The sequence below is a fragment of the Variovorax sp. 38R genome, from assembly GCF_014843395.1.
Lineage (GTDB): Bacteria > Pseudomonadota > Gammaproteobacteria > Burkholderiales > Burkholderiaceae_C > Variovorax > Variovorax paradoxus_H.
Window position 1 is genome coordinate 5,177,542 of record NZ_CP062121.1, and the last position, 18,378, is coordinate 5,195,919.

The following is an 18,378-nucleotide window of genomic DNA, read 5'->3' on the forward strand; positions in this document are numbered from 1 at the left end:
GGCGAGCATTTGCAACGCAGAGGGGCCGTGTCTGGGGGCGGGATGAGCGGACATGGCGGGTTCGTTCCCACCTTCTGACGTCGGCTCAGCGGCCCCAGCCGCGCATCACGAGCCACTGCACGGTGCCGCAGACCGCCGCCAGTGCGGCGTAAGTGGTCATCGAGCCGTCGCGGCCCGTGACGATCAGGCCGGCCAGCGAAGTCAGCAAGCCGGCCCCGAAAGTGATCGCCCATTGCATCCACCAGCGCGGAATGCCGGTGCGCGGGCCGCCAAGAAAGCGCCCCACCGCCACGAGCACCCAGGCGATGAAAGCCGCGGGTGCCGCAAAATTAAGCAGGTGATTGAAGAGGTCCAACAGGTCCATGAGGGGCCGTGAGTGAGCGCGAAGGCCATGTGGCGGCGCATATGGCTGTCATAGGGAAAGCCATTTGTCCCTCGGAACGCCTCGCCCGGCTGCTGATTTTATAATCATGGAATGTCAGTCTGGGCTCTCGGCTTGAACCACACGACCGCGCCGCTCGATCTGCGCGGTCGTTTCGCGTTCGCGCTCGATCAGATCGCCCCGACGCTGCACAGTTTGCGCAGTTCTTTTGGCAGCAGCAGCCACCCGCAAGTCGAGGCCGCGATCATCTCGACCTGCAACCGCACCGAGATTTATTGCGCCTCCGAGCACATCGCGCTCGACCACACCTTCGGCTGGCTGGCCCAGAGCGGCGGCGTGGCCCCCGCCCTGCTGCGCTCGCACGCCTACACCCTGCACGACGACGAAGCCGCGCGCCATGCCTTCCGCGTGGCCAGCGGGCTCGACTCCATGGTGCTCGGCGAAGCCCAGATCCTGGGCCAGATGAAAGACGCCGTGCGCGTGGCCGAAACCGCCGGCGCGCTCGGCAGCACGCTCAACCAGCTGTTCCAGCGCTCATTCGCAGTCGCGAAAGAAGTGCGCACCGCCACCGAGATCGGCGCCCACTCGATCAGCATGGCCGCCGCCGCCGTGCGCCTGGCCGGCCAGCTGTTCGAAGACCTGCGCACCACGCGCGTGCTGTTCGTCGGCGCGGGCGAAATGATCGACCTCGCGGCCACGCACTTCGCGGCCAAGGAACCCAAGGCCATCGCCATCGCCAACCGCACGCTGGAGCGCGGCGAAAAACTGGCCTCCCGCTTCGGCGGCGAAGCCATGCGGCTGGCCGACCTGCCGGCGCGGCTGGCCGAGTTCGACATCGTCATCAGCTGCACCGCCAGCACGCTGCCGATCATCGGCCTGGGCGCCGTGGAGCGCGCGCTCAAGGCACGCAAGCACCGCCCGATGTTCATGGTCGACCTGGCCGTGCCGCGCGACATCGAGCCCGAGGTGAAGGCGCTCGAAGACATCTACCTGTACACCGTGGACGACCTCGCCCAGGTGGTGCAGCAGGGCCAGGCCAACCGCCAGGCCGCCGTGGCGCAGGCCGAAGTCATCATCGACGCCGGCGTGCAGAGCTTCATGCACTGGCTGGGCCAACGCGGCACCGTGCCGCTGATCCAGCAGCTCAACGCGCAGGCCGACGAATGGCGCGCCACCGAAATGGCCCGTGCGCGCAAGCTGCTCGCCAAGGGTGAATCGGTCGAGGCCGTGCTCGAAGCCATGTCGCGCGGGCTCACGCAGAAGATGATGCACGGCGCCATGGCCGAGCTGCACGCGGGCGATGCCGCCTCGCGCGAACAGACGGCGCAGACGCTCTCGCGCCTGTTCCTGCGCAAAGAGCGTTAGCGACGACGCGCGTCGATGGCCCGCCGCGCGGGCCGCGCTTTTCATGCGCCCTGCCGCTGCACTGCGGCGTTCCTCCCATTTTTCGAGCCCCTTCCGTCGTGAAATCCTTTCTGCGCCACCAACTCGAACGTTATGTCCAACGCCTGGGCGAGCTCGACTTCCTGCTCTCGCGCGAAGACATCATGAGCGACATGGCGCAGTACCGCACCATCTCGCGCGAGCACGCCGAGGTCACGCAGATCGCCGGCCGTTACGAGCGCTTCAAGCAGCGCGAGGCCGACATCGCCGGCGCGAAAGAAATGCTCGACGACCCGGACATGGCCGAGATGGCCACGGAAGAAATCGCCGGTGCCGAGGCCGAGCTGGTGCAGCTCGAAGACGAACTGCAGCGCCTGCTGCTGCCCAAGGACCCGGACGACGCGCGCAACGCCTTCATGGAAATCCGCGCCGGCACGGGCGGCGACGAATCGGCGCTGTTCGCGGGCGACCTGCTGCGCATGTACACGCGCTACTGCGAGCGCGCCGGCCTGCGCTGCGAGGTCGTGAGCGAAAGCGCGAGCGAGCTCGGCGGCTACAAGGAAGTGGTGATCCGCATCGTCGGCGACGAGGTCTTCGGCAAGCTGCGCTTCGAATCGGGCGGCCACCGCGTGCAGCGCGTGCCGGCCACCGAGACGCAGGGCCGCATCCACACCAGCGCCTGCACGGTCGCCGTGCTGGCCGAGCCCGACGAGACCGTGGCGGTGCAGATCAACCCCGCCGACCTGCGCATCGACACCTACCGCGCGAGCGGCGCCGGCGGCCAGCACATCAACAAGACCGACTCGGCCGTGCGCATCACGCACATCCCGACCGGCATCGTGGCCGAGTGCCAGGACGACCGCAGCCAGCACCGCAACAAGGCCAAGGCGCTGCAGGTGCTGTCGGCGCGCATTCAGGAAAAAGACCGCAGCGAGCGCGCCGCCAAGGACGCGGCGATGCGCAAGGGCCTGATCGGCAGCGGCGACCGCTCGGACCGCATCCGCACCTACAACTTCCCGCAGGGCCGGCTCACCGACCACCGCATCAACCTCACGCTCTACAAGCTGCTCGCCATCATGGAAGGCGACCTGGGCGACGTGCTCGAGGCGCTGCGCGCCGCGCGCGAGGCCGAGCAGCTGGCCGAGCTGGAATCGAGCCTGCCCGCGTGATGACCGAAGCCACCGCACCGTCCACCGTGGCGCAGGCGCTGGCCGCGGCCGTGGCCCTGGGCATCGACCGCCTCGACGCCCAACTGCTGCTGCTGCACGCGCTGGGCCGCCCCGTGAACGACCGCGCCTGGCTGCTCGCGCACGACACCGACCCGTTTCCCGGCGAGGTCTGGCCCGCGTTCGCGGCCCGGCTGTCGCGCCGCACGGCGGGCGAGCCGGTCGCCTACTTGCTGGGCGAGAAAGAATTCCACGGCCTGCAGCTGCAGGTCGACGCCCGCGTGCTGGTGCCGCGCCCCGACACCGAAACGCTGGTCGAGTGGGCCCTCGCCTGCCTCGATGCGCAGCCGGCCCCACGCGTGCTCGACCTCGGCACGGGCAGCGGCGCGATCGCGCTGGCGCTGCAGCATGCGCGCCCCGATGCGCAGGTCGACGCGGTCGACGCCAGCGCCGACGCGCTCACGGTGGCCCGGGCCAACGCGCAGCGCCTGGGCCTGCCGGTGCGCTTCACCGAATCGAGCTGGCTCGACGGCGCCGCCGACGGCTACGCGGTCATCGCCAGCAATCCGCCCTACATCGCCGATGGCGATCCGCACTTGCCCGCGCTTCGCCATGAGCCGACCCGCGCGCTGGTGGCGGGCGCCGACGGCCTCGACGACATCCGCCAGATCGTGCGCGACGCGCCCGCCCACCTGGCCGACGGCGGCTGGCTGCTGCTGGAGCACGGCCACGACCAGGCCGAGGCGGTGCGCCAACTGCTGGCCGAACGCGGCTTTGCCGAAGTGCAAAGCCGCGACGACCTTGCCGGCATCGCGCGCTGCTCCGGCGGCATCTGGCGCACGGTGAAATAATCCCCCAGCCCACTTTTCTTCAGGAGTCCCCATGTCCGACGCTCAACAACGCATCGACGACCTCGTCAAATCCAACGAACTCGTGCTCTTCATGAAGGGCAACGCCAGCTTCCCGATGTGCGGTTTCTCGGGCCGCGCCATCCAGATCCTCAAGGCCGTGGGTGTCGACACCAAGGCGCTGAAGACCGTCAACGTGCTCGAAGACGACGGCATTCGCCAGGGCATCAAGGAATACAGCAACTGGCCCACCATCCCCCAGCTCTACGTCAAGGGCGAGTTCGTGGGCGGCTCGGACATCATGATGGAGATGTACGAATCGGGCGAGCTGCAGCAGGTGATCGGCGGCGGCGCGTCCGCCTGAGCCTTTCGCTTCTTGTTTGACGGGCGCCGCGCCCCGCGCGCGCCCGAACCCGGTGCCAGTCATGGCACCATGGCGGTCTACAACGTGCCGCCATGACTCTCACCCAAAGCCTGCTCATCATCGCGCTGCTGATCGCGATGAGCGCCTTCTTCTCCCTCGCCGAAATCTGCCTGGCCGCCTCGCGCCGCCTGCGTCTGCGCCAGATGGCCGACGAGGGCGACCCGCGCGCGGAAAAGGTGCTGCGCGTGCAGGAGCAGCCGGGCCACTACTTCACCGTGGTGCAGATCGGCCTGAACGCGGTGGCGATCCTCGGCGGCGTGGTCGGCGAAGGCTCGCTGAGCCCGTATTTCGCACGCTTCTTCGAGAACTGGCTGAGCGTGGAGGTTGCGGCCAACATCGCCGTCCTGTGCTCATTCGTGATCGTGATTGCGGTGTTTCTGGTGTTCGCCGACCTGTTCCCCAAGCGGCTCGGCATGAGCAACCCCGAGCAGCTGGCGGTGCGCCTGGTCGGTCCCATGCAATTGCTGATCACCACCTTCAAGCCGCTGGTGTGGTTCTTCACGCGGTGCACCGACCTGCTCTTCAAGCTGCTCGGCATGCCGATGGCGCGCGACGACAAGATCACCTCGGCCGACATCCTCGCCATGACCGAGGCCGGCGCGCGGGCCGGCGTGCTGGCGGTGCGCGAGCAACAGGTGATTGCCAACGTGTTCGAGCTGGAAACGCGCCTCGTCAGCAGCGTGATGACGGCGCGCGACAGCATCGCCTGGTTCCTGCACGACGACCCCGAGTCGGTGCTGCGCGCGCGCATCGTGGCCGAGCCGTTCTCGGCCTACCCGGTGTGCGACGGCGACATCGACCACGTGCTGGGCTACGTGGACGCCAAGGACATGTTCCAGCGCGTGCTCAGCGGCCAGCCGCTGGCCTTCGACCAGGGCCTGACGCTGCACAAGGCGCTGGTGATTCCCGACCGGCTCTCGCTCACCGAGGTGCTCGAGCAGTTCCAGCAGGCGCGCGAAGACTTCGCGATCATCGTCAACGAGTACAGCCTGGTGGTCGGCGTGATCACGCTCAACGACGTGATGAGCACGGTGATGGGCGACCTGGTGTCGACGTCGACACCCGAAGAAGAACAGATCGTGAAGCGCGACGAGAACTCATGGCTGATCGACGGCATCACGCCCATCCAGGACGTGCAGCGCGCGCTGCACATCGACGAGCTGCCGCACGCCGAGGAGTACGAAACGCTCGCGGGCTTCCTCATGGTGATGCTGCGCCGCGTGCCCAAGCGCACGGACAGCGTGACCTGGGGCGGCTACACCTTCGAGGTGATGGACGTCGACAGCTACCGCATCGACCAGGTGATGGTGACCAGGGGCTCGACCACCGCCAAGGCCGTGGTCGCCGACTGAGCGAAGGCGTTCAGGCCGCCGAGCGGTCGCGCTCGCGTTCCTTGTCGACGTACGCCCAGAGCCGCTGGTTCGCGAACACGGCGTTCGGGTACGGCGCGCGGCCGCGGCTCCCGTTGTAGCGACCCAGCGTCATGAACAGGTCGCCCTTCTCGCGGTCGAGGTAGTGGCGCAGGATCACGCAGCCGAAGCGCAGGTTGGTCTGCATGTGGAACAGCTTGGCGGAGTCGCTGTCGCCGATCACGCGGGTCCAGAACGGCATCACCTGCATGTAGCCGCGCGCGCCCGCACTGGAGACCGCGAACTTGCGGAAGTTGCTCTCGACCTGGATCAGGCCCAGCACCAGGCTCACGTCGAGCCCCGAGCGCTTGGCCTCGTACCAGACGGTCTGCAGGAACTCGATGCGCGTGGACGCATCGGCCACTTTCTTGCGCAGGCGCTCGCTCATCTCGCCGAGCCACCGCAGGTACGCAAGGCGGGCCTCGGTGTCGGCAAACTGCGGCACCGGTGGCGCCTTGTTGTGAACGGCCGAGCTCAGCGCGGTGCGCACCGAGTCGATCAGCGGCTCTTCGATCTGCGCGCCGGCCCAGGCCGTTTGCGGCAGCGACAGAGCCGTGAGGGCGCTGGCCGCAGTGCTGCCCAGCAGGCAGCTGCGTCGCGACAAGCCGCCCGCCACGCTCATGCCGCGAGCTTGCCGGCGATGAAGTCGGCGATGCCGGCCGCAGGCACCTTGGTGGCGGCGGTGTCGCGCCGTCCCTGGTACTCGAGCTGGCCTTCCTTGAGGCCGCGGTCGGAAATGACCACGCGGTGCGGCACGCCGATCAGTTCCCAGTCGGCGAACATCGCGCCGGGGCGCTCGCCGCGGTCATCGAGCAGCACGTCGACGCCCTTGGCCAGCAGCTCTTCGTAGAGCGCTTCGGCCGCGACCTTGACCTCGGGGCTGCGGTCCATGCCGATCGGGCAGACCACCACCGTGAACGGCGCCAGCGCGTCGGGCCAGATGATGCCGCGCTCGTCGTGGTTCTGTTCGATGGCGGCGGCCGGCAGGCGCGTGATGCCGATGCCGTAGCAACCCATCTCGAGGAACTGCGGCTTGCCGCCTTCGTCGAGGTAGGTGGCGTTCATGTCCTTGCTGTACTTGGTGCCGAGCACGAAGACGTGGCCCACTTCGATGCCGCGCTCGATGGCCAGCACGCCCTTGCCGTCGGGCGAGGCGTCGCCGGCGACCACATTGCGCAGGTCGGCAATCAGGTCGGGCTCGGGCAGGTCGCGGCCCCAGTTGACGCCGGTCATGTGGAAGTCGACCTCGTTGGCACCGGTGATCCAGTCGGCCAGCACGGCGGCCTCGCGGTCGGCCACGAGCTTGACGGGCTTCTTGAGGTTCAGCGGACCGAGGTAGCCCGGCTTGCAGCCGAAGTGCTCGTCGATCTCGGCGGTGGTGGCAAAGCGGAAGCCCTTGTCGAGGCCAGGCAGCTTGCTGACCTTGATCTCGTTCATGTCGTGGTCACCGCGCAGCAGCAGCAGCCAGACTTGCGCGCCCTTGATGTTGCCGGCCGCGTCGAGGACGTCGGTGGCCAGCACCAGCGACTTGACCGTGGTGGCCAGCGGCACGCCGAGCAGCTCGGCCACGTCGGCGCAGGTCGCCTTGCCGGGCGTGGGCGTCTTCTCGAGCGCGTTGGCGGCAGCCGGACGCGGACCGGCCGGGGCCAGTGCCTCGGCCTTTTCCATGTTGGCCGCGTAGGTGCTGTCGGGGCAGTAGACGATGGCGTCCTCGCCGGTGGCGGCGATCACCTGGAACTCTTCGCTCAGGTCGCCGCCGATGGCGCCGCTGTCGGCCGCGACGGCGCGGTAGCGCAGGCCGAAGCGGTCGAAGATGTTGCGGTACGCCTGGGCCATCACCTGGTAGCTGGCCTTGGCCGCGTCGAGGTCGCGGTCGAAGCTGTAAGCGTCCTTCATGATGAACTCGCGCCCGCGCATCAGGCCGAAGCGCGGACGGCGCTCGTCGCGGAACTTGGTCTGGATCTGGTAGAAATTCTTCGGCAGCTGCTTGTAGCTGCGGATTTCCTGGCGCGCGATGTCGGTCACCACCTCTTCGCTGGTCGGCTGGATCACGAAGTCGCGGTCGTGGCGGTCCTTGATGCGCAGCAGCTCGGGGCCCATCTTGTCGAAGCGGCCGGTCTCCTGCCAGAACTCGGCCGGCTGGACCACGGGCATCGCGAGCTCGACGGCGCCGGCGCGGTTCATTTCCTCGCGCACGATGGCCTCGACCTTGCGGATCACGCGCAGGCCCATGGGCATGTACGTGTAGATGCCCGTGCCGAGCTTCTTGATCATGCCGGCGCGCATCATGAGCCGATGGCTCGCGACCTCCGCGTCAGCGGGCGCTTCCTTCAGGGTGGAGACAAAAAATCGGGAAGCTTTCATCGGGATCGCGCAGGTGGGTTCGAAGTGAGGAGGGAGACAGGCACCCCGGATAGACCCTGAGAGCCCGGAACCGGTCGCTTGCCGAGGGCAACCCGGCATGCATAATCGACTCAGTTCAAAAATTGGGGTTTGATTATGCTCGACCGGGACGGCTTCAGGCCCAACGTCGGCATCATCCTGCTCAACCAGAGAAACCAGGTTTTCTGGGGCAAGCGCATACGCACGCATTCCTGGCAGTTTCCGCAAGGCGGCATCGACCGTGGCGAAAGTCCCGAGCAAGCCATGTTCCGGGAACTGCACGAGGAAGTCGGGCTCCACCCGGAGCATGTGCGCATCGTGGCCCGTACCCGCGACTGGTTGCGCTACGAGGTGCCGGATCGGTTCATCCGCCGTGACGCACGGGGCCACTACAAAGGCCAGAAGCAGATCTGGTATCTGCTGCAACTTGTCGGCCACGACTGGGATCTCAACCTGCGTGCCACCGACCATCCCGAATTCGACGCTTGGCGCTGGCATGACTACTGGGTCCCGCTCGACGTGGTCGTCGAGTTCAAGCGCGGCGTCTACGAGATGGCGCTTACCGAGCTTGCTCGCTACCTGCCCCGGCAGGATTTCCGCAACCGCTTCCTGCGCAGCAACGTGCGCGCCCGAGAATTCGAGCGCCACACGCTGGACCATGGAGCACCTGCGGGCCTCGACCTGCCGCCCGGCGGCAGCTTCGATCCGCATCCCGACCTTCCTTCTGCGAGCGATGAACCTCCTCCCAAGAACAGCGCGCCTTCTTCTTTCCCGACGCCACGCTGAGCGTGCGCTCGTCATCGCCTGCGTCAGCCTGCTGGCCGCCTGCGCCTCCCGCGGCTACGACACCGACAACCCCGACTGGGCCCAGGCCGGCATGCCGCCCGCACCCAAGAGCACGGAGCAGGACAAGGAGTGGGAAGAAACCGCGGTGCCGCCGCCGCCTGCCTTCAGCGAAAGCCGTCTGCTGCCGATCGCGATGCCGCCGTACATGACGCTGAAGTTCGGCGTCGACCCGAACACCATCGCCATCACGAAGGACGGCATCGTGCGTTACGTGGTGGTGGCACAGAACCGGGCCGGCGGCGCGGTCAATGCGTTCTACGAAGGTGTGCGCTGCTCGACGGCCGAGATGAAGAGCTATGCCCGCTACAACAACGGCGCCTGGCAGGAAACGAAGTCGCCCGAGTGGAAGCGCGTGAAGGACATGAACTCCAGCTACGTGCCGGCGTTGACATCGCAGGGCCTGTGCCGGGGCAACGCGCCGCGCAGCTCGGTCAACGAGATGGTGCAGAACATCCGCAATCCGCTCCGCGAACTGCCGTGAAGCGGCGGCGGGGCATGGCACCCCGCCTTGGCGATCAACCCGGCATCAACACCATGTTGTCGCGGTGCACCATCTCCGGCTCGGCAGCGTAGCCCAGCAGCCGCTCGAATTCCGCCGAGGGCTTGCGGCACAGCAGCCGGGCCTCCACGCTCGAATAGTTGGCCAGCCCGCGGGCCAGCTCGACACCGTCGACATCGCGCACCGCGATCACGTCGCCGCGCGAGAACTCACCCGACACGCTCGTCATGCCGATCGGCAGCAGGCTCTTGCCTTCACCGCGCACCTTCGCGGCCGCGCCGGCATCGACGATGACGGCACCGCGCAGCTGCAGGTGATCGGCCATCCAGCGCTTGCGCGCCTGGTGCTTGGCGGTCTGCGCCACCAGCAGCGTGCCGATGGATTCGCCACGCGTGAGCCGCAGCAGCGCGTCGGCTTCGCGGCCCCAGGCGATGACCGTCGAAGCACCGGAACCCGCCGCGCGCTTGGCCGCGAGGATCTTGGTGATCATGCCGCCCCGCCCGATGCTCGACCCGGCGCCGCCGGCCATGGCTTCGAGCGCCGGGTCGCCCGCGGCGGCTTCGTGCACGAACTTGGCGTCGGGGTCCTTGCGCGGGTCGGCCGTGTACAGGCCCTTCTGGTCGGTCAGGATGATCAGCGCATCGGCCTCGACCAGGTTGGCAACCAGCGCGCCGAGCGTGTCGTTGTCGCCGAACTTGATCTCGTCATTGACGACGGTGTCGTTCTCGTTGATCACCGGCACCACACCCAGGCGCAGCAGCGTGACGAGGGTCGAGCGCGCATTGAGGTAGCGCTCGCGGTCGGCCAAGTCTGCATGGGTCAGCAGCACCTGCGCGCTGCCGATCTGGTTCTCGCGCAGCTTGGTCTCGTACATCTGGGCCAGGCCCATCTGCCCGACGGCCGCTGCGGCCTGCAGTTCGTGGATTGCGTGCGGCCGGGTCTTCCAGCCCAGGCGCTTCATGCCTTCGGCGATCGCGCCGCTCGACACCATGACCACCTCGCGTCCGTCGCGCACCAACTGCGCCAGCTGCCGGCACCACTCGCCGATGGCGGCTTCATCGAGGCCCCGCCCCTCGTTGGTCACAAGGCTGGAGCCCACCTTGACGACGATACGGCGGGCATCCCGCAAGGCAGTGGAACCGGAATTCGAGGTCATGAAGGAAGAAGGCGTGTTTCAGGGATGCAGCCTGCGCTGCTTGCCATCCATTTTGCAGCACCGAAGGCGCCGCGACGCCCTCAGTTTCCTTCGGGCGGCAGCGGAACGAAGCGCGGATCGACCACGACGGTTTCGTGCTCGGCCACCTGCTGCGCCTTGACCTGTTGGTACACGGCCTTGATCAGGTGCTCGCAACCCTCGCGCGTGAGCGCCGAGATCTCGAAGACCGGGCCCTTGAAGCGCAGGCGCTTGACGAAGTCCTTGACCAGTGCCGCGCGCTCGTCGCCAGGCACCATGTCGAGCTTGTTCAGCACCAGCCAGCGCGGCTTTTCGTAGAGCGCGGCGTCGTACTTCTTCAGTTCGCCCACGATGGCCTTGGCCTGGGCGACCGGGTCAACAGCATCGTCGAACGGTGCCATATCGACCACGTGCAGCAGCAGGCGCGTGCGCTGCAGGTGCCGCAGGAACAGGTGACCGAGGCCGGCGCCTTCGGACGCACCCTCGATCAGGCCGGGCAGGTCGGCGACCACGAAGCTTTGCTCGGGGCCGACGCGCACCACACCCAGGTTGGGGTGCAGCGTGGTGAAGGGGTAGTCCGCGATACGGGGACGGGCATTCGAGATGGCGCTGATCAGGGTCGACTTGCCCGCGTTGGGCATGCCCAGCAGGCCCACATCGGCCAGCACCTTGAGCTCGAGCTTGAGGCTCTTCTTCTCGCCGGGCCAGCCGGGCGTCTTCTGGCGCGGCGCACGGTTGATCGCGCTCTTGAAGCGCATGTTGCCGAAACCGCCGTCACCGCCCTTGGCGATCGTGACGACCTCACCTTCCGTGAGCATCTCGTACAGAACCTCACCGGTTTCGGCGTCGGTGATGATCGTGCCGACGGGCATCCTGAGGACGATGTCATCGCCCGCGGCGCCAAACATGTCGGAGCCCATGCCGTGCTCGCCGCGCTTGGCTTCGTGCCGGCGCGAGTAGCGGAAGTCGACCAGGGTGTTGAGGTTCGAGTCGGCCACCGCGAACACGTGGCCGCCACGGCCGCCGTCGCCGCCGTTGGGGCCGCCGAACTCTTTGTACTTCTCATGTCGGAACGACACGCAGCCGTTGCCGCCATCGCCCGCGGCGATGTCGATGAAGGCTTCGTCGACGAACTTCATGGGATGTCCAGTTTACAAATGAAGAAGCCCCGGCAATGCGGGGCCTCGGAAAGATCGAAGTGACTAGCGGGGCTTAGGCCGCGGGCGTCACGTTGACCATGTGCTTGTTCAGCGCACCCTTGTGACCGAACGACACGTGGCCGTCGACCAGGGCGAAGAGCGTGTGGTCCTTGCCCACGCCGACGTTCACGCCGGGGTGGAACTGGGTGCCGCGCTGGCGCACGATGATCGAGCCTGCGCTGATCAGTTCGCCGCCGAAGGCCTTCACGCCGAGCATCTTGGGCTTGGAATCGCGCCCGTTTCGCGTTGAGCCGCCGCCTTTTTTCTGTGCCATGGAATGTGCTCCTTAGCCGGCGATCGCGCCGATTTGCAGTTCGGTGAACTGCTGGCGATGGCCTTGACGTTTTTGATAGTGCTTGCGACGGCGCATCTTGAAGATGCCGACCTTGTCGTGCTTGCCGTGCGACAGTACCGTGACTGTCACCGTTGCGCCGGACACCAGGGGCGTGCCAACCTTGATTTCAGCGCCGTTTCCGACAGCCAGAACCTGGTCGATCACGATTTCCTGGCCTACGTCCGCAGCAATCTGTTCTACTTTAATTTTTTCGCCGGAAGCAACGCGATATTGCTTGCCGCCGGTTTTTATGACCGCGTACATGTAAACCTCTTAGAAATGAGTCCCCGCAGCGAATTCCGCAGAGCCCAAGATTATAGCGCGCTTTGCGATCGCTCACCACCCCAACTCTGACACGCACCTGGGATTCGTGCACGGCTCCCTATAATTCCGGCGTTCCGGCCTCCAGGGCCGCCCTCATCTTCGCAGCGCCCCGCGCCTTCGCTTTGCCAGTTCCCGCCGCCGACACCTCCCCCACCGCCACTGTGCTGGACCTGATTGCCGGCGACATGGTCGAAGTCGACCGTGTGATCGCCCTGCGCCTGAACACCGGCGTCCCACTGGTCAGCCAGGTTTCGCAATACATCATCTCGGCGGGCGGCAAGCGGTTGCGGCCAGCACTGCTGCTGCTCATGGCAGGCGCGCTCGGTTACACCGGCGACCAACGCTTCAATCTGGCGGCCGTGGTGGAGTTCATCCACACCGCCACCCTTTTGCACGATGACGTGGTCGACGAATCGACCCTGCGCCGGGGCCGCGCCACCGCCAACGAATCCTTCGGCAACCCCGCCAGCGTGCTGGTGGGCGACTTCCTGTACTCGCGCGCCTTCCAAATGATGTTGGATGCAAACAACATGCGCATCATGCAGATCCTGGCCGAAGCGACCAACGTGATCGCGGAAGGCGAAGTGCTGCAGTTGATGAGCATGCACGACGCCTCGCTGGACGAAGCAGCGTACCTGCGCGTCATCCGCTCCAAGACCGCCAAGCTCTTCGAGGCAAGCACCCGGCTGGCGGCCGTGCTGGCCGGCACCACGCCTGAAGTCGAAGAAGCCTGCGCCACCTATGGACAGGCGCTGGGCACGGCCTTCCAGGTGATCGATGACGTACTTGATTACGCGGGCGACGCCCACGAGACCGGGAAGAACGTCGGCGACGACTTGCGCGAAGGCAAGACCACCTTGCCGCTGATCTTCGCCATGCAGCGCGGCACACCCAAACAGAGCGCACTGGTGCGCGCCGCCATCGAGGCCGGTGACACCGCGCAGCTGGGAAAAATCGTCGAGATCGTTCGCGAAACCGGCGCCCTGGAAGCTTCGCGCGCCGCCGCAGCCGCAGAGGCCAAACGCGCAATTCACGCGTTGCGCGACCTTCCGTCGAATTTGCACGCTTCAGGTTTGCTACAATTAGCGGCTCAGTTGCTTGAGCGACGTGCCTGAACACCTCACCAGAGTTGGCCTCTAGGACGATTTCATTTTTGCAACCAATCGGGGTGTAGCTTAGCCTGGTAGAGCGCTACGTTCGGGACGTAGAGGCCGGAGGTTCGAATCCTCTCACCCCGACCAGTTTTTCTCGACTGGTCCAGTTAATGTCAGCTCCTGTTGCTGTGTAACGATTTACAGCACAGGCGTGTTCAGCGATGATCGTGAAGCACTTTTTCACATCTTTTGCATTCGCTGAATGGCCGCTGCCGAAATTCCCGTTAAAGAAACTACGCAGATCGCCCTTCCCGGCTTGGCGCGCGCCTTGGTGTCCGCCGGCAAGCTTGCAGCGAAATCAGCCGAAGAGATCTATCAGAAGTCGCTGAGCGGGCGCACCAGTTTCATCGCCGAACTGACCGGCACCGGCGCCGTCTCGGCCGCGGACCTCGCCCACACCCTGTCCAGCGCCTTCGGCGCCCCACTGCTCGACCTCGATGCCATCGATCACCAGCGCCTGCCCAAGGACCTGCTCGATCCGAAGCTCTGCCACGCCTATCGCATCGTCGTTCTCAGCAAGCGCAACAACCGCCTGATCGTCGCGACGGCCGACCCGTCGGACCAGCAGGCTGCGGAGAAGATCAAGTTCGCCTCGCAGATGGGCGTCGACTGGGTCATCGCGGAGTACGACAAGCTCTCGCGCATGATCGAGGCCGCCGCAGCCAGTGCAGCCGAAACCATCAACAGCATTGTCGGCACCGAGTTCGAATTCGACGATGTCACGGCTGACACCTCGGGCGACGCGAATGAGCAGGCCATCGCCGAAGTCGAAGACGCACCCGTGGTGCGCTTCCTGCACAAGATGCTGCTCGACGCAGTGAGCATGCGGGCCTCGGACATTCACTTCGAGCCTTACGAACACCACTACCGGGTGCGCTTCCGGGTCGACGGTGAGCTGCGCGAAATCGCCTCCCCGCCCACCGTCATCAAGGACAAGCTCGCCTCGCGCATCAAGGTCATTTCGCGACTCGACATCTCGGAAAAACGCGTGCCGCAAGACGGCCGCATGAAGCTCAAGATCGGCCCCGACCGCGTGATCGACTTCCGCGTGAGCACGCTGCCCACCCTGTTCGGCGAGAAGATCGTCGTGCGTATCCTGGACCCGAGCAGCGCGCGCATGGGCATCGACGCCCTCGGCTACGACGCCGACGAGAAGGAACGGCTCCTCCATGCCATCGGCCGTCCCTACGGCATGGTGCTGGTGACCGGCCCCACGGGCTCGGGCAAAACCGTGTCGCTCTACACCTGCCTGAATCTGCTGAATCAGCCGGGCGTCAACATCGCAACGGCGGAAGACCCGTCGGAAATCAACCTGCCCGGCGTCAACCAGGTCAACGTCAACGAGAAGGCCGGCCTCACCTTCGCGGCCGCGCTGCGCGCCTTCCTGCGGCAGGATCCCGACATCATCATGGTCGGCGAAATCCGCGACCTCGAAACCGCCGACATCTCGATCAAGGCCGCCCAGACCGGCCACTTGGTGCTGTCGACGCTGCACACCAATGACGCCCCGACCACCCTCACGCGCATGCGCAACATGGGCATCGCACCGTTCAACATCGCGTCGAGCGTGATCCTGATCACCGCGCAGCGCCTTGCGCGCCGGCTGTGCATGCTGTGCCGTGTGCCGATCGACATCCCGCGTGAGGCTCTGCTCGAAGCCGGCTTCAACGAGGAAGACATCAACGGCACCTGGAAGCCATACCGCCCGGTCGGCTGCGCCGCCTGCAGCGGCGGCTACAAGGGCCGGGTCGGCATCTACCAGGTGATGCCGATTACGGAAGCCATCCAGGAAATCATCCTGCGCGACGGCAGTGCGCTGGACATCGCGAACCAATCCGAAGCCGAAGGCGTGCGCTCGCTGCGCCAGTCCGGCCTTCGCAAAGTCATGCAGGGCCTCACTTCGCTCGAAGAAGTCGTGGCCTGCACCAACCTATAACGAACACACTGAACCGGAGATCGAATGGCAACAGTGGCATCCTCCCGCTCCCAGGTCACGCACAAGGAATTCGTCTTCGAATGGGAAGGCAAGGACCGCAACGGCAAGCTGGTACGTGGCGAGCTTCGCGCGGCCGGAGAGAACCAGGTCCAGGCGGCGCTGCGTCGCCAGGGCGTGCTGGCGTCCAAGATCAAGAAGCGCCGCATGCGCTCGGGCAAGTCGATCAAGCCCAAGGACATTGCGATCTTCACGCGCCAGCTCGCGACCATGATGAAAGCCGGCGTGCCGCTGCTGCAGTCCTTCGACATCGTCGGCCGCGGCAACGCCAACCCGAGCGTCGCCAAGCTGCTGAACGACATCCGCAGCGATGTCGAGACCGGCACGTCGCTGTCGGCTGCCTTCCGCAAGTTTCCGAAGTACTTCGACAACCTGTATTGCAACCTGGTGGAAGCCGGCGAGGCCGCCGGTATTCTGGAGGACCTGCTCGATCGCCTGGCCACCTACATGGAGAAGACCGAGGCGATCAAGTCGAAGATCAAGTCGGCACTGATGTACCCGACTTCGGTGGTCGTTGTGGCCTTCATCGTGGTGGCGATCATCATGATCTTCGTGATCCCAGCATTCAAGGAGGTGTTCACTTCGTTCGGCGCCGACTTGCCCGCGCCGACACTGATCGTGATGGCGATCAGCGAGTTTTTTGTGTCTTACTGGTGGTTGATCTTCGGCGTACTCGGCGGCGGCATCTACTTCTTCCTTCAGGCTTGGAAGCGCAACGAACGCGTCCAGAAAGTCATGGACCGCCTGCTGCTGCGCCTTCCGATCTTCGGCACGCTGATCGAGAAGTCCTGCATCGCCCGCTGGACCCGCACGCTCGCCACCATGTTCGCAGCTGGCGTGCCACTGGTCGAGGCCCTCGACTCGGTGGGCGGTGCCTCGGGCAACTCGGTGTACGGCGACGCCACCGCCAAGATCCAGCAGGAAGTCTCGACCGGCACCAGCCTGACGACGGCCATGACCAACGTCAACCTGTTCCCCTCGATGGTGATCCAGATGACCGCCATCGGCGAAGAATCGGGCTCCATCGACCACATGCTCGGCAAGGCCGCAGACTTCTACGAGTCCGAGGTCGACGACATGGTCGCCGGCCTCTCCAGCCTGATGGAGCCCATCATCATCGTGTTCCTGGGCGTCATCATCGGTGGCATCGTAGTGTCGATGTATCTGCCCATCTTCAAGCTCGGCCAGGTCGTCTGATGCTGGTGTCGCAAGGGTTCGACACCGCATTGGCCGGTGTGCTGGGGCTATTGATCGGCAGCTTCCTGAATGTGGTGATCTACCGCACCCCCGTCATGATGTACCGGGGCTGGCTGAGCGATGCGGTCGCCAACCTCATGTCATCGGAGGACATGCCCTCGCTCTGGTCGCTGGTCTTCGGCCCGAAGTCGGTGCCGCCCGCGGGTCTCGAAGCGGCGGCCGACAAGGCAGCCGAAGCTATCGAGAAGCTGCCACCTTTCGACCTGTCGCGCCCGGCTTCGCGCTGCGGCGCCTGCGGCCATCAGATCCGCTGGTACCAGAACATCCCGGTGCTGAGCTACCTTCTGCTGCGCGGCCGATGCGCCAACTGCAAGACCTCGATCAGCCCCCGCTACCCCCTCGTCGAGCTGATCACGGGCGCACTGTTCGCCCTGTGCGCGCACCGTTTCGGCATCACCCCGACGGGCGCGCTCTGGGCGGCCTTCGGCGCCGTGCTGATCTGCCAGTTCCTGATCGACTTCGACACGCAGTTCCTGCCCGATGCGTTGAACTATCCGCTGCTCTGGCTGGGCCTGATCGGTGCCGCCATGGGCTGGACCGGCGTCAGCCTGAGCGCTGCCGTCTGGGGCGCCGTCTTCGGCTATCTGAGCCTGTGGCTTGTGTACCATGGCTACCGCTTGGCCACAGGCAAGGAAGGCATGGGACATGGGGACTTCAAACTGCTCGCCGCATTGGGCGCCTGGCTCGGCGCCGACTACCTCATCGCGATCATCCTCGTGTCTTCGGTGGTGGGCGCCGTGATCGGCCTCACGCTGCGCTTTGCGGGCAAGCTGGCCCACAAGGACATCCCCATCGCCTTCGGCCCCTTCCTGGCCGGTGCCGGCCTGATCTGCCTCGTGGCCGGTCCCGCCGTCGTGAAGCAGTGGATTCCTTTCGCCTTCCCTTTCGGGGCCTTGGCCCTCTGACAACGACAACGGCATGGCGGTGAAGCGCATCGGCCTGACCGGCGGCATCGGCAGCGGCAAAAGCACGGTCGCAGCGCTGCTGGTGGCCGAAGGGGCCGTGCTGGTCGATACCGACGCCATCGCACGCAGCATCGCGCAGCCCGGCGGCATCGCGATGCCCGCCCTCGAAGCCGCGTTCGGCCCTTCCGTCATCGCCCCCGACGGCAGCCTCGACCGGGCCGCCATGCGCCAGTTGGTGTTCACCGACGCCGACGCCAAGACCCGGCTCGAAGCCATCTTGCACCCGCTGATCGGCACCGAAACCCAGCGCCAGGCAGCGGCGGCCGGCGACGATGCGGTCGTTGTGTTCGATGTGCCCCTGCTGGTCGAATCCGGCCGCTGGCGCGCCCTCGTGGACCACGTGCTGGTGGTCGATGCCCGGGAAGAAACACAACTGCAACGCGTGGTCACGCGCTCGGGCTGGGCATCCGAAGCGGTGCGCGCCGTGATCGCTCAGCAGGCCCCGCGCAAGGCACGCCGGGCCGCCGCCGACGCCGTGATTTACAACGAATCACTGACGCTCGCGGAACTAGGCACCGAGGTGCGGGGTCTCTGGAAGCTGTGGGCTGCGACCACCACGCGATAATCGGAGACCAGCCGCCCCGGCGGCTCTATAACGATTACGACAAAAAGGCGCTCGCCACTGCAGTGCCCTCCCCG

The 18,378-nt window shown here is 66.1% G+C and carries 19 protein-coding genes and 1 tRNA gene; 13 read left to right on the forward strand and 7 right to left on the reverse strand.

The features are described 5' to 3' along the window. Nucleotides 1-85 precede the first annotated feature (85 nt). Nucleotides 86-364 carry a hypothetical protein gene (locus IG196_RS24065; protein WP_192193322.1) on the reverse strand — a complete coding sequence of 93 codons (279 nt, stop codon included), beginning with the start codon at nt 362-364 and terminating at the stop codon, nt 86-88. A 111-nt stretch (nt 365-475) separates the two neighbouring features. Between IG196_RS24065 and hemA the strand changes: the two genes are divergently transcribed. The 5 genes from hemA (at nt 476) to IG196_RS24090 (ending at nt 5,555) form a co-directional block, all read left to right on the forward strand. Further along, nucleotides 476-1,747, forward strand: coding sequence for a glutamyl-tRNA reductase (gene hemA, locus IG196_RS24070; protein WP_192193323.1), 1,272 nt, complete (start codon nt 476-478; stop codon nt 1,745-1,747). Nucleotides 1,748-1,845: 98 nt separating this feature from the next. Then, nucleotides 1,846-2,934, forward strand: coding sequence for a peptide chain release factor 1 (gene prfA, locus IG196_RS24075; RefSeq protein ID WP_192193324.1), 1,089 nt, complete (start codon nt 1,846-1,848; stop codon nt 2,932-2,934). Continuing rightward, a complete protein-coding gene (gene prmC, locus IG196_RS24080) occupies nt 2,934-3,782 on the forward strand; it encodes a peptide chain release factor N(5)-glutamine methyltransferase (RefSeq protein WP_192193325.1) in 849 nt (282 codons plus the stop codon). Before prfA ends, prmC begins: the two co-directional genes overlap by 1 nt. A gap of 31 nt (nt 3,783-3,813) precedes the next feature. Next, nucleotides 3,814-4,143, forward strand: a complete 330-nt coding sequence (gene grxD, locus IG196_RS24085; RefSeq protein WP_056578246.1) for a Grx4 family monothiol glutaredoxin — start codon at nt 3,814-3,816, stop codon at nt 4,141-4,143. A 92-nt stretch (nt 4,144-4,235) separates the two neighbouring features. Further along, nucleotides 4,236-5,555: a hemolysin family protein gene (locus IG196_RS24090; RefSeq protein WP_192193326.1), complete on the forward strand. Its 1,320-nt coding sequence runs from the start codon at nt 4,236-4,238 to the stop codon at nt 5,553-5,555. 10 nt (nt 5,556-5,565) lie between these two features. On the opposite strand, the gene IG196_RS24095 is transcribed toward IG196_RS24090, so the two are convergent. Then, nucleotides 5,566-6,234, reverse strand: a complete 669-nt coding sequence (locus tag IG196_RS24095) for a lytic transglycosylase domain-containing protein (protein ID WP_192193327.1) — start codon at nt 6,232-6,234, stop codon at nt 5,566-5,568. Continuing rightward, nucleotides 6,231-7,976: a proline--tRNA ligase gene (locus IG196_RS24100; RefSeq protein WP_192193328.1), complete on the reverse strand. Its 1,746-nt coding sequence runs from the start codon at nt 7,974-7,976 to the stop codon at nt 6,231-6,233. Before IG196_RS24100 ends, IG196_RS24095 begins: the two co-directional genes overlap by 4 nt. A gap of 135 nt (nt 7,977-8,111) precedes the next feature. On the opposite strand from IG196_RS24100, the gene IG196_RS24105 reads away from it, so the two are divergent. Continuing rightward, complete coding sequence (locus IG196_RS24105; RefSeq protein ID WP_099792345.1) at nt 8,112-8,780, forward strand: RNA pyrophosphohydrolase; 669 nt, start codon at nt 8,112-8,114, stop codon at nt 8,778-8,780. After that, a complete protein-coding gene (locus IG196_RS24110; protein ID WP_192193329.1) occupies nt 8,728-9,321 on the forward strand; it encodes a CNP1-like family protein in 594 nt (197 codons plus the stop codon). The genes IG196_RS24105 and IG196_RS24110 overlap by 53 nt, the downstream gene beginning before the upstream one ends. A gap of 34 nt (nt 9,322-9,355) precedes the next feature. Here IG196_RS24110 and proB read toward each other — a convergent pair whose 3' ends face one another. From proB to rplU, 4 genes are all read right to left on the reverse strand, one after another. Beyond that, nucleotides 9,356-10,495, reverse strand: a complete 1,140-nt coding sequence (gene proB, locus IG196_RS24115) for a glutamate 5-kinase (protein ID WP_192193330.1) — start codon at nt 10,493-10,495, stop codon at nt 9,356-9,358. A gap of 80 nt (nt 10,496-10,575) precedes the next feature. Further along, nucleotides 10,576-11,652: an Obg family GTPase CgtA gene (gene cgtA, locus IG196_RS24120; RefSeq protein ID WP_192193331.1), complete on the reverse strand. Its 1,077-nt coding sequence runs from the start codon at nt 11,650-11,652 to the stop codon at nt 10,576-10,578. Nucleotides 11,653-11,725: 73 nt separating this feature from the next. Next, on the reverse strand, nt 11,726-11,986 hold the full coding sequence (gene rpmA / locus IG196_RS24125; protein ID WP_013543198.1) for a 50S ribosomal protein L27: 261 nt from the start codon (nt 11,984-11,986) through the stop codon (nt 11,726-11,728). Nucleotides 11,987-11,998: 12 nt separating this feature from the next. Then, a complete protein-coding gene (gene rplU / locus IG196_RS24130; RefSeq protein WP_042578903.1) occupies nt 11,999-12,310 on the reverse strand; it encodes a 50S ribosomal protein L21 in 312 nt (103 codons plus the stop codon). Between the two features lie 182 nt (nt 12,311-12,492). On the opposite strand from rplU, the gene IG196_RS24135 reads away from it, so the two are divergent. From IG196_RS24135 to coaE, 6 genes are all read left to right on the forward strand, one after another. Continuing rightward, nucleotides 12,493-13,485 carry a polyprenyl synthetase family protein gene (locus IG196_RS24135; protein ID WP_192193332.1) on the forward strand — a complete coding sequence of 331 codons (993 nt, stop codon included), beginning with the start codon at nt 12,493-12,495 and terminating at the stop codon, nt 13,483-13,485. A 49-nt stretch (nt 13,486-13,534) separates the two neighbouring features. After that, nucleotides 13,535-13,611: transfer RNA gene (locus tag IG196_RS24140), tRNA-Pro, on the forward strand. Nucleotides 13,612-13,726: 115 nt separating this feature from the next. Further along, nucleotides 13,727-15,460 carry a type IV-A pilus assembly ATPase PilB gene (gene pilB, locus IG196_RS24145; protein ID WP_101488972.1) on the forward strand — a complete coding sequence of 578 codons (1,734 nt, stop codon included), beginning with the start codon at nt 13,727-13,729 and terminating at the stop codon, nt 15,458-15,460. 24 nt (nt 15,461-15,484) lie between these two features. Continuing rightward, a complete protein-coding gene (locus IG196_RS24150; protein ID WP_192193333.1) occupies nt 15,485-16,714 on the forward strand; it encodes a type II secretion system F family protein in 1,230 nt (409 codons plus the stop codon). Continuing rightward, the gene (locus tag IG196_RS24155; protein WP_192193334.1) at nt 16,714-17,679 is read left to right on the forward strand and encodes a prepilin peptidase; all 966 of its coding nucleotides are present in this window, start codon (nt 16,714-16,716) and stop codon (nt 17,677-17,679) included. Before IG196_RS24150 ends, IG196_RS24155 begins: the two co-directional genes overlap by 1 nt. A 13-nt stretch (nt 17,680-17,692) precedes the next feature. Further along, a complete protein-coding gene (gene coaE, locus IG196_RS24160; RefSeq protein WP_192193335.1) occupies nt 17,693-18,304 on the forward strand; it encodes a dephospho-CoA kinase in 612 nt (203 codons plus the stop codon). The last annotated feature ends 74 nt before the right edge of the window (nt 18,305-18,378 follow it).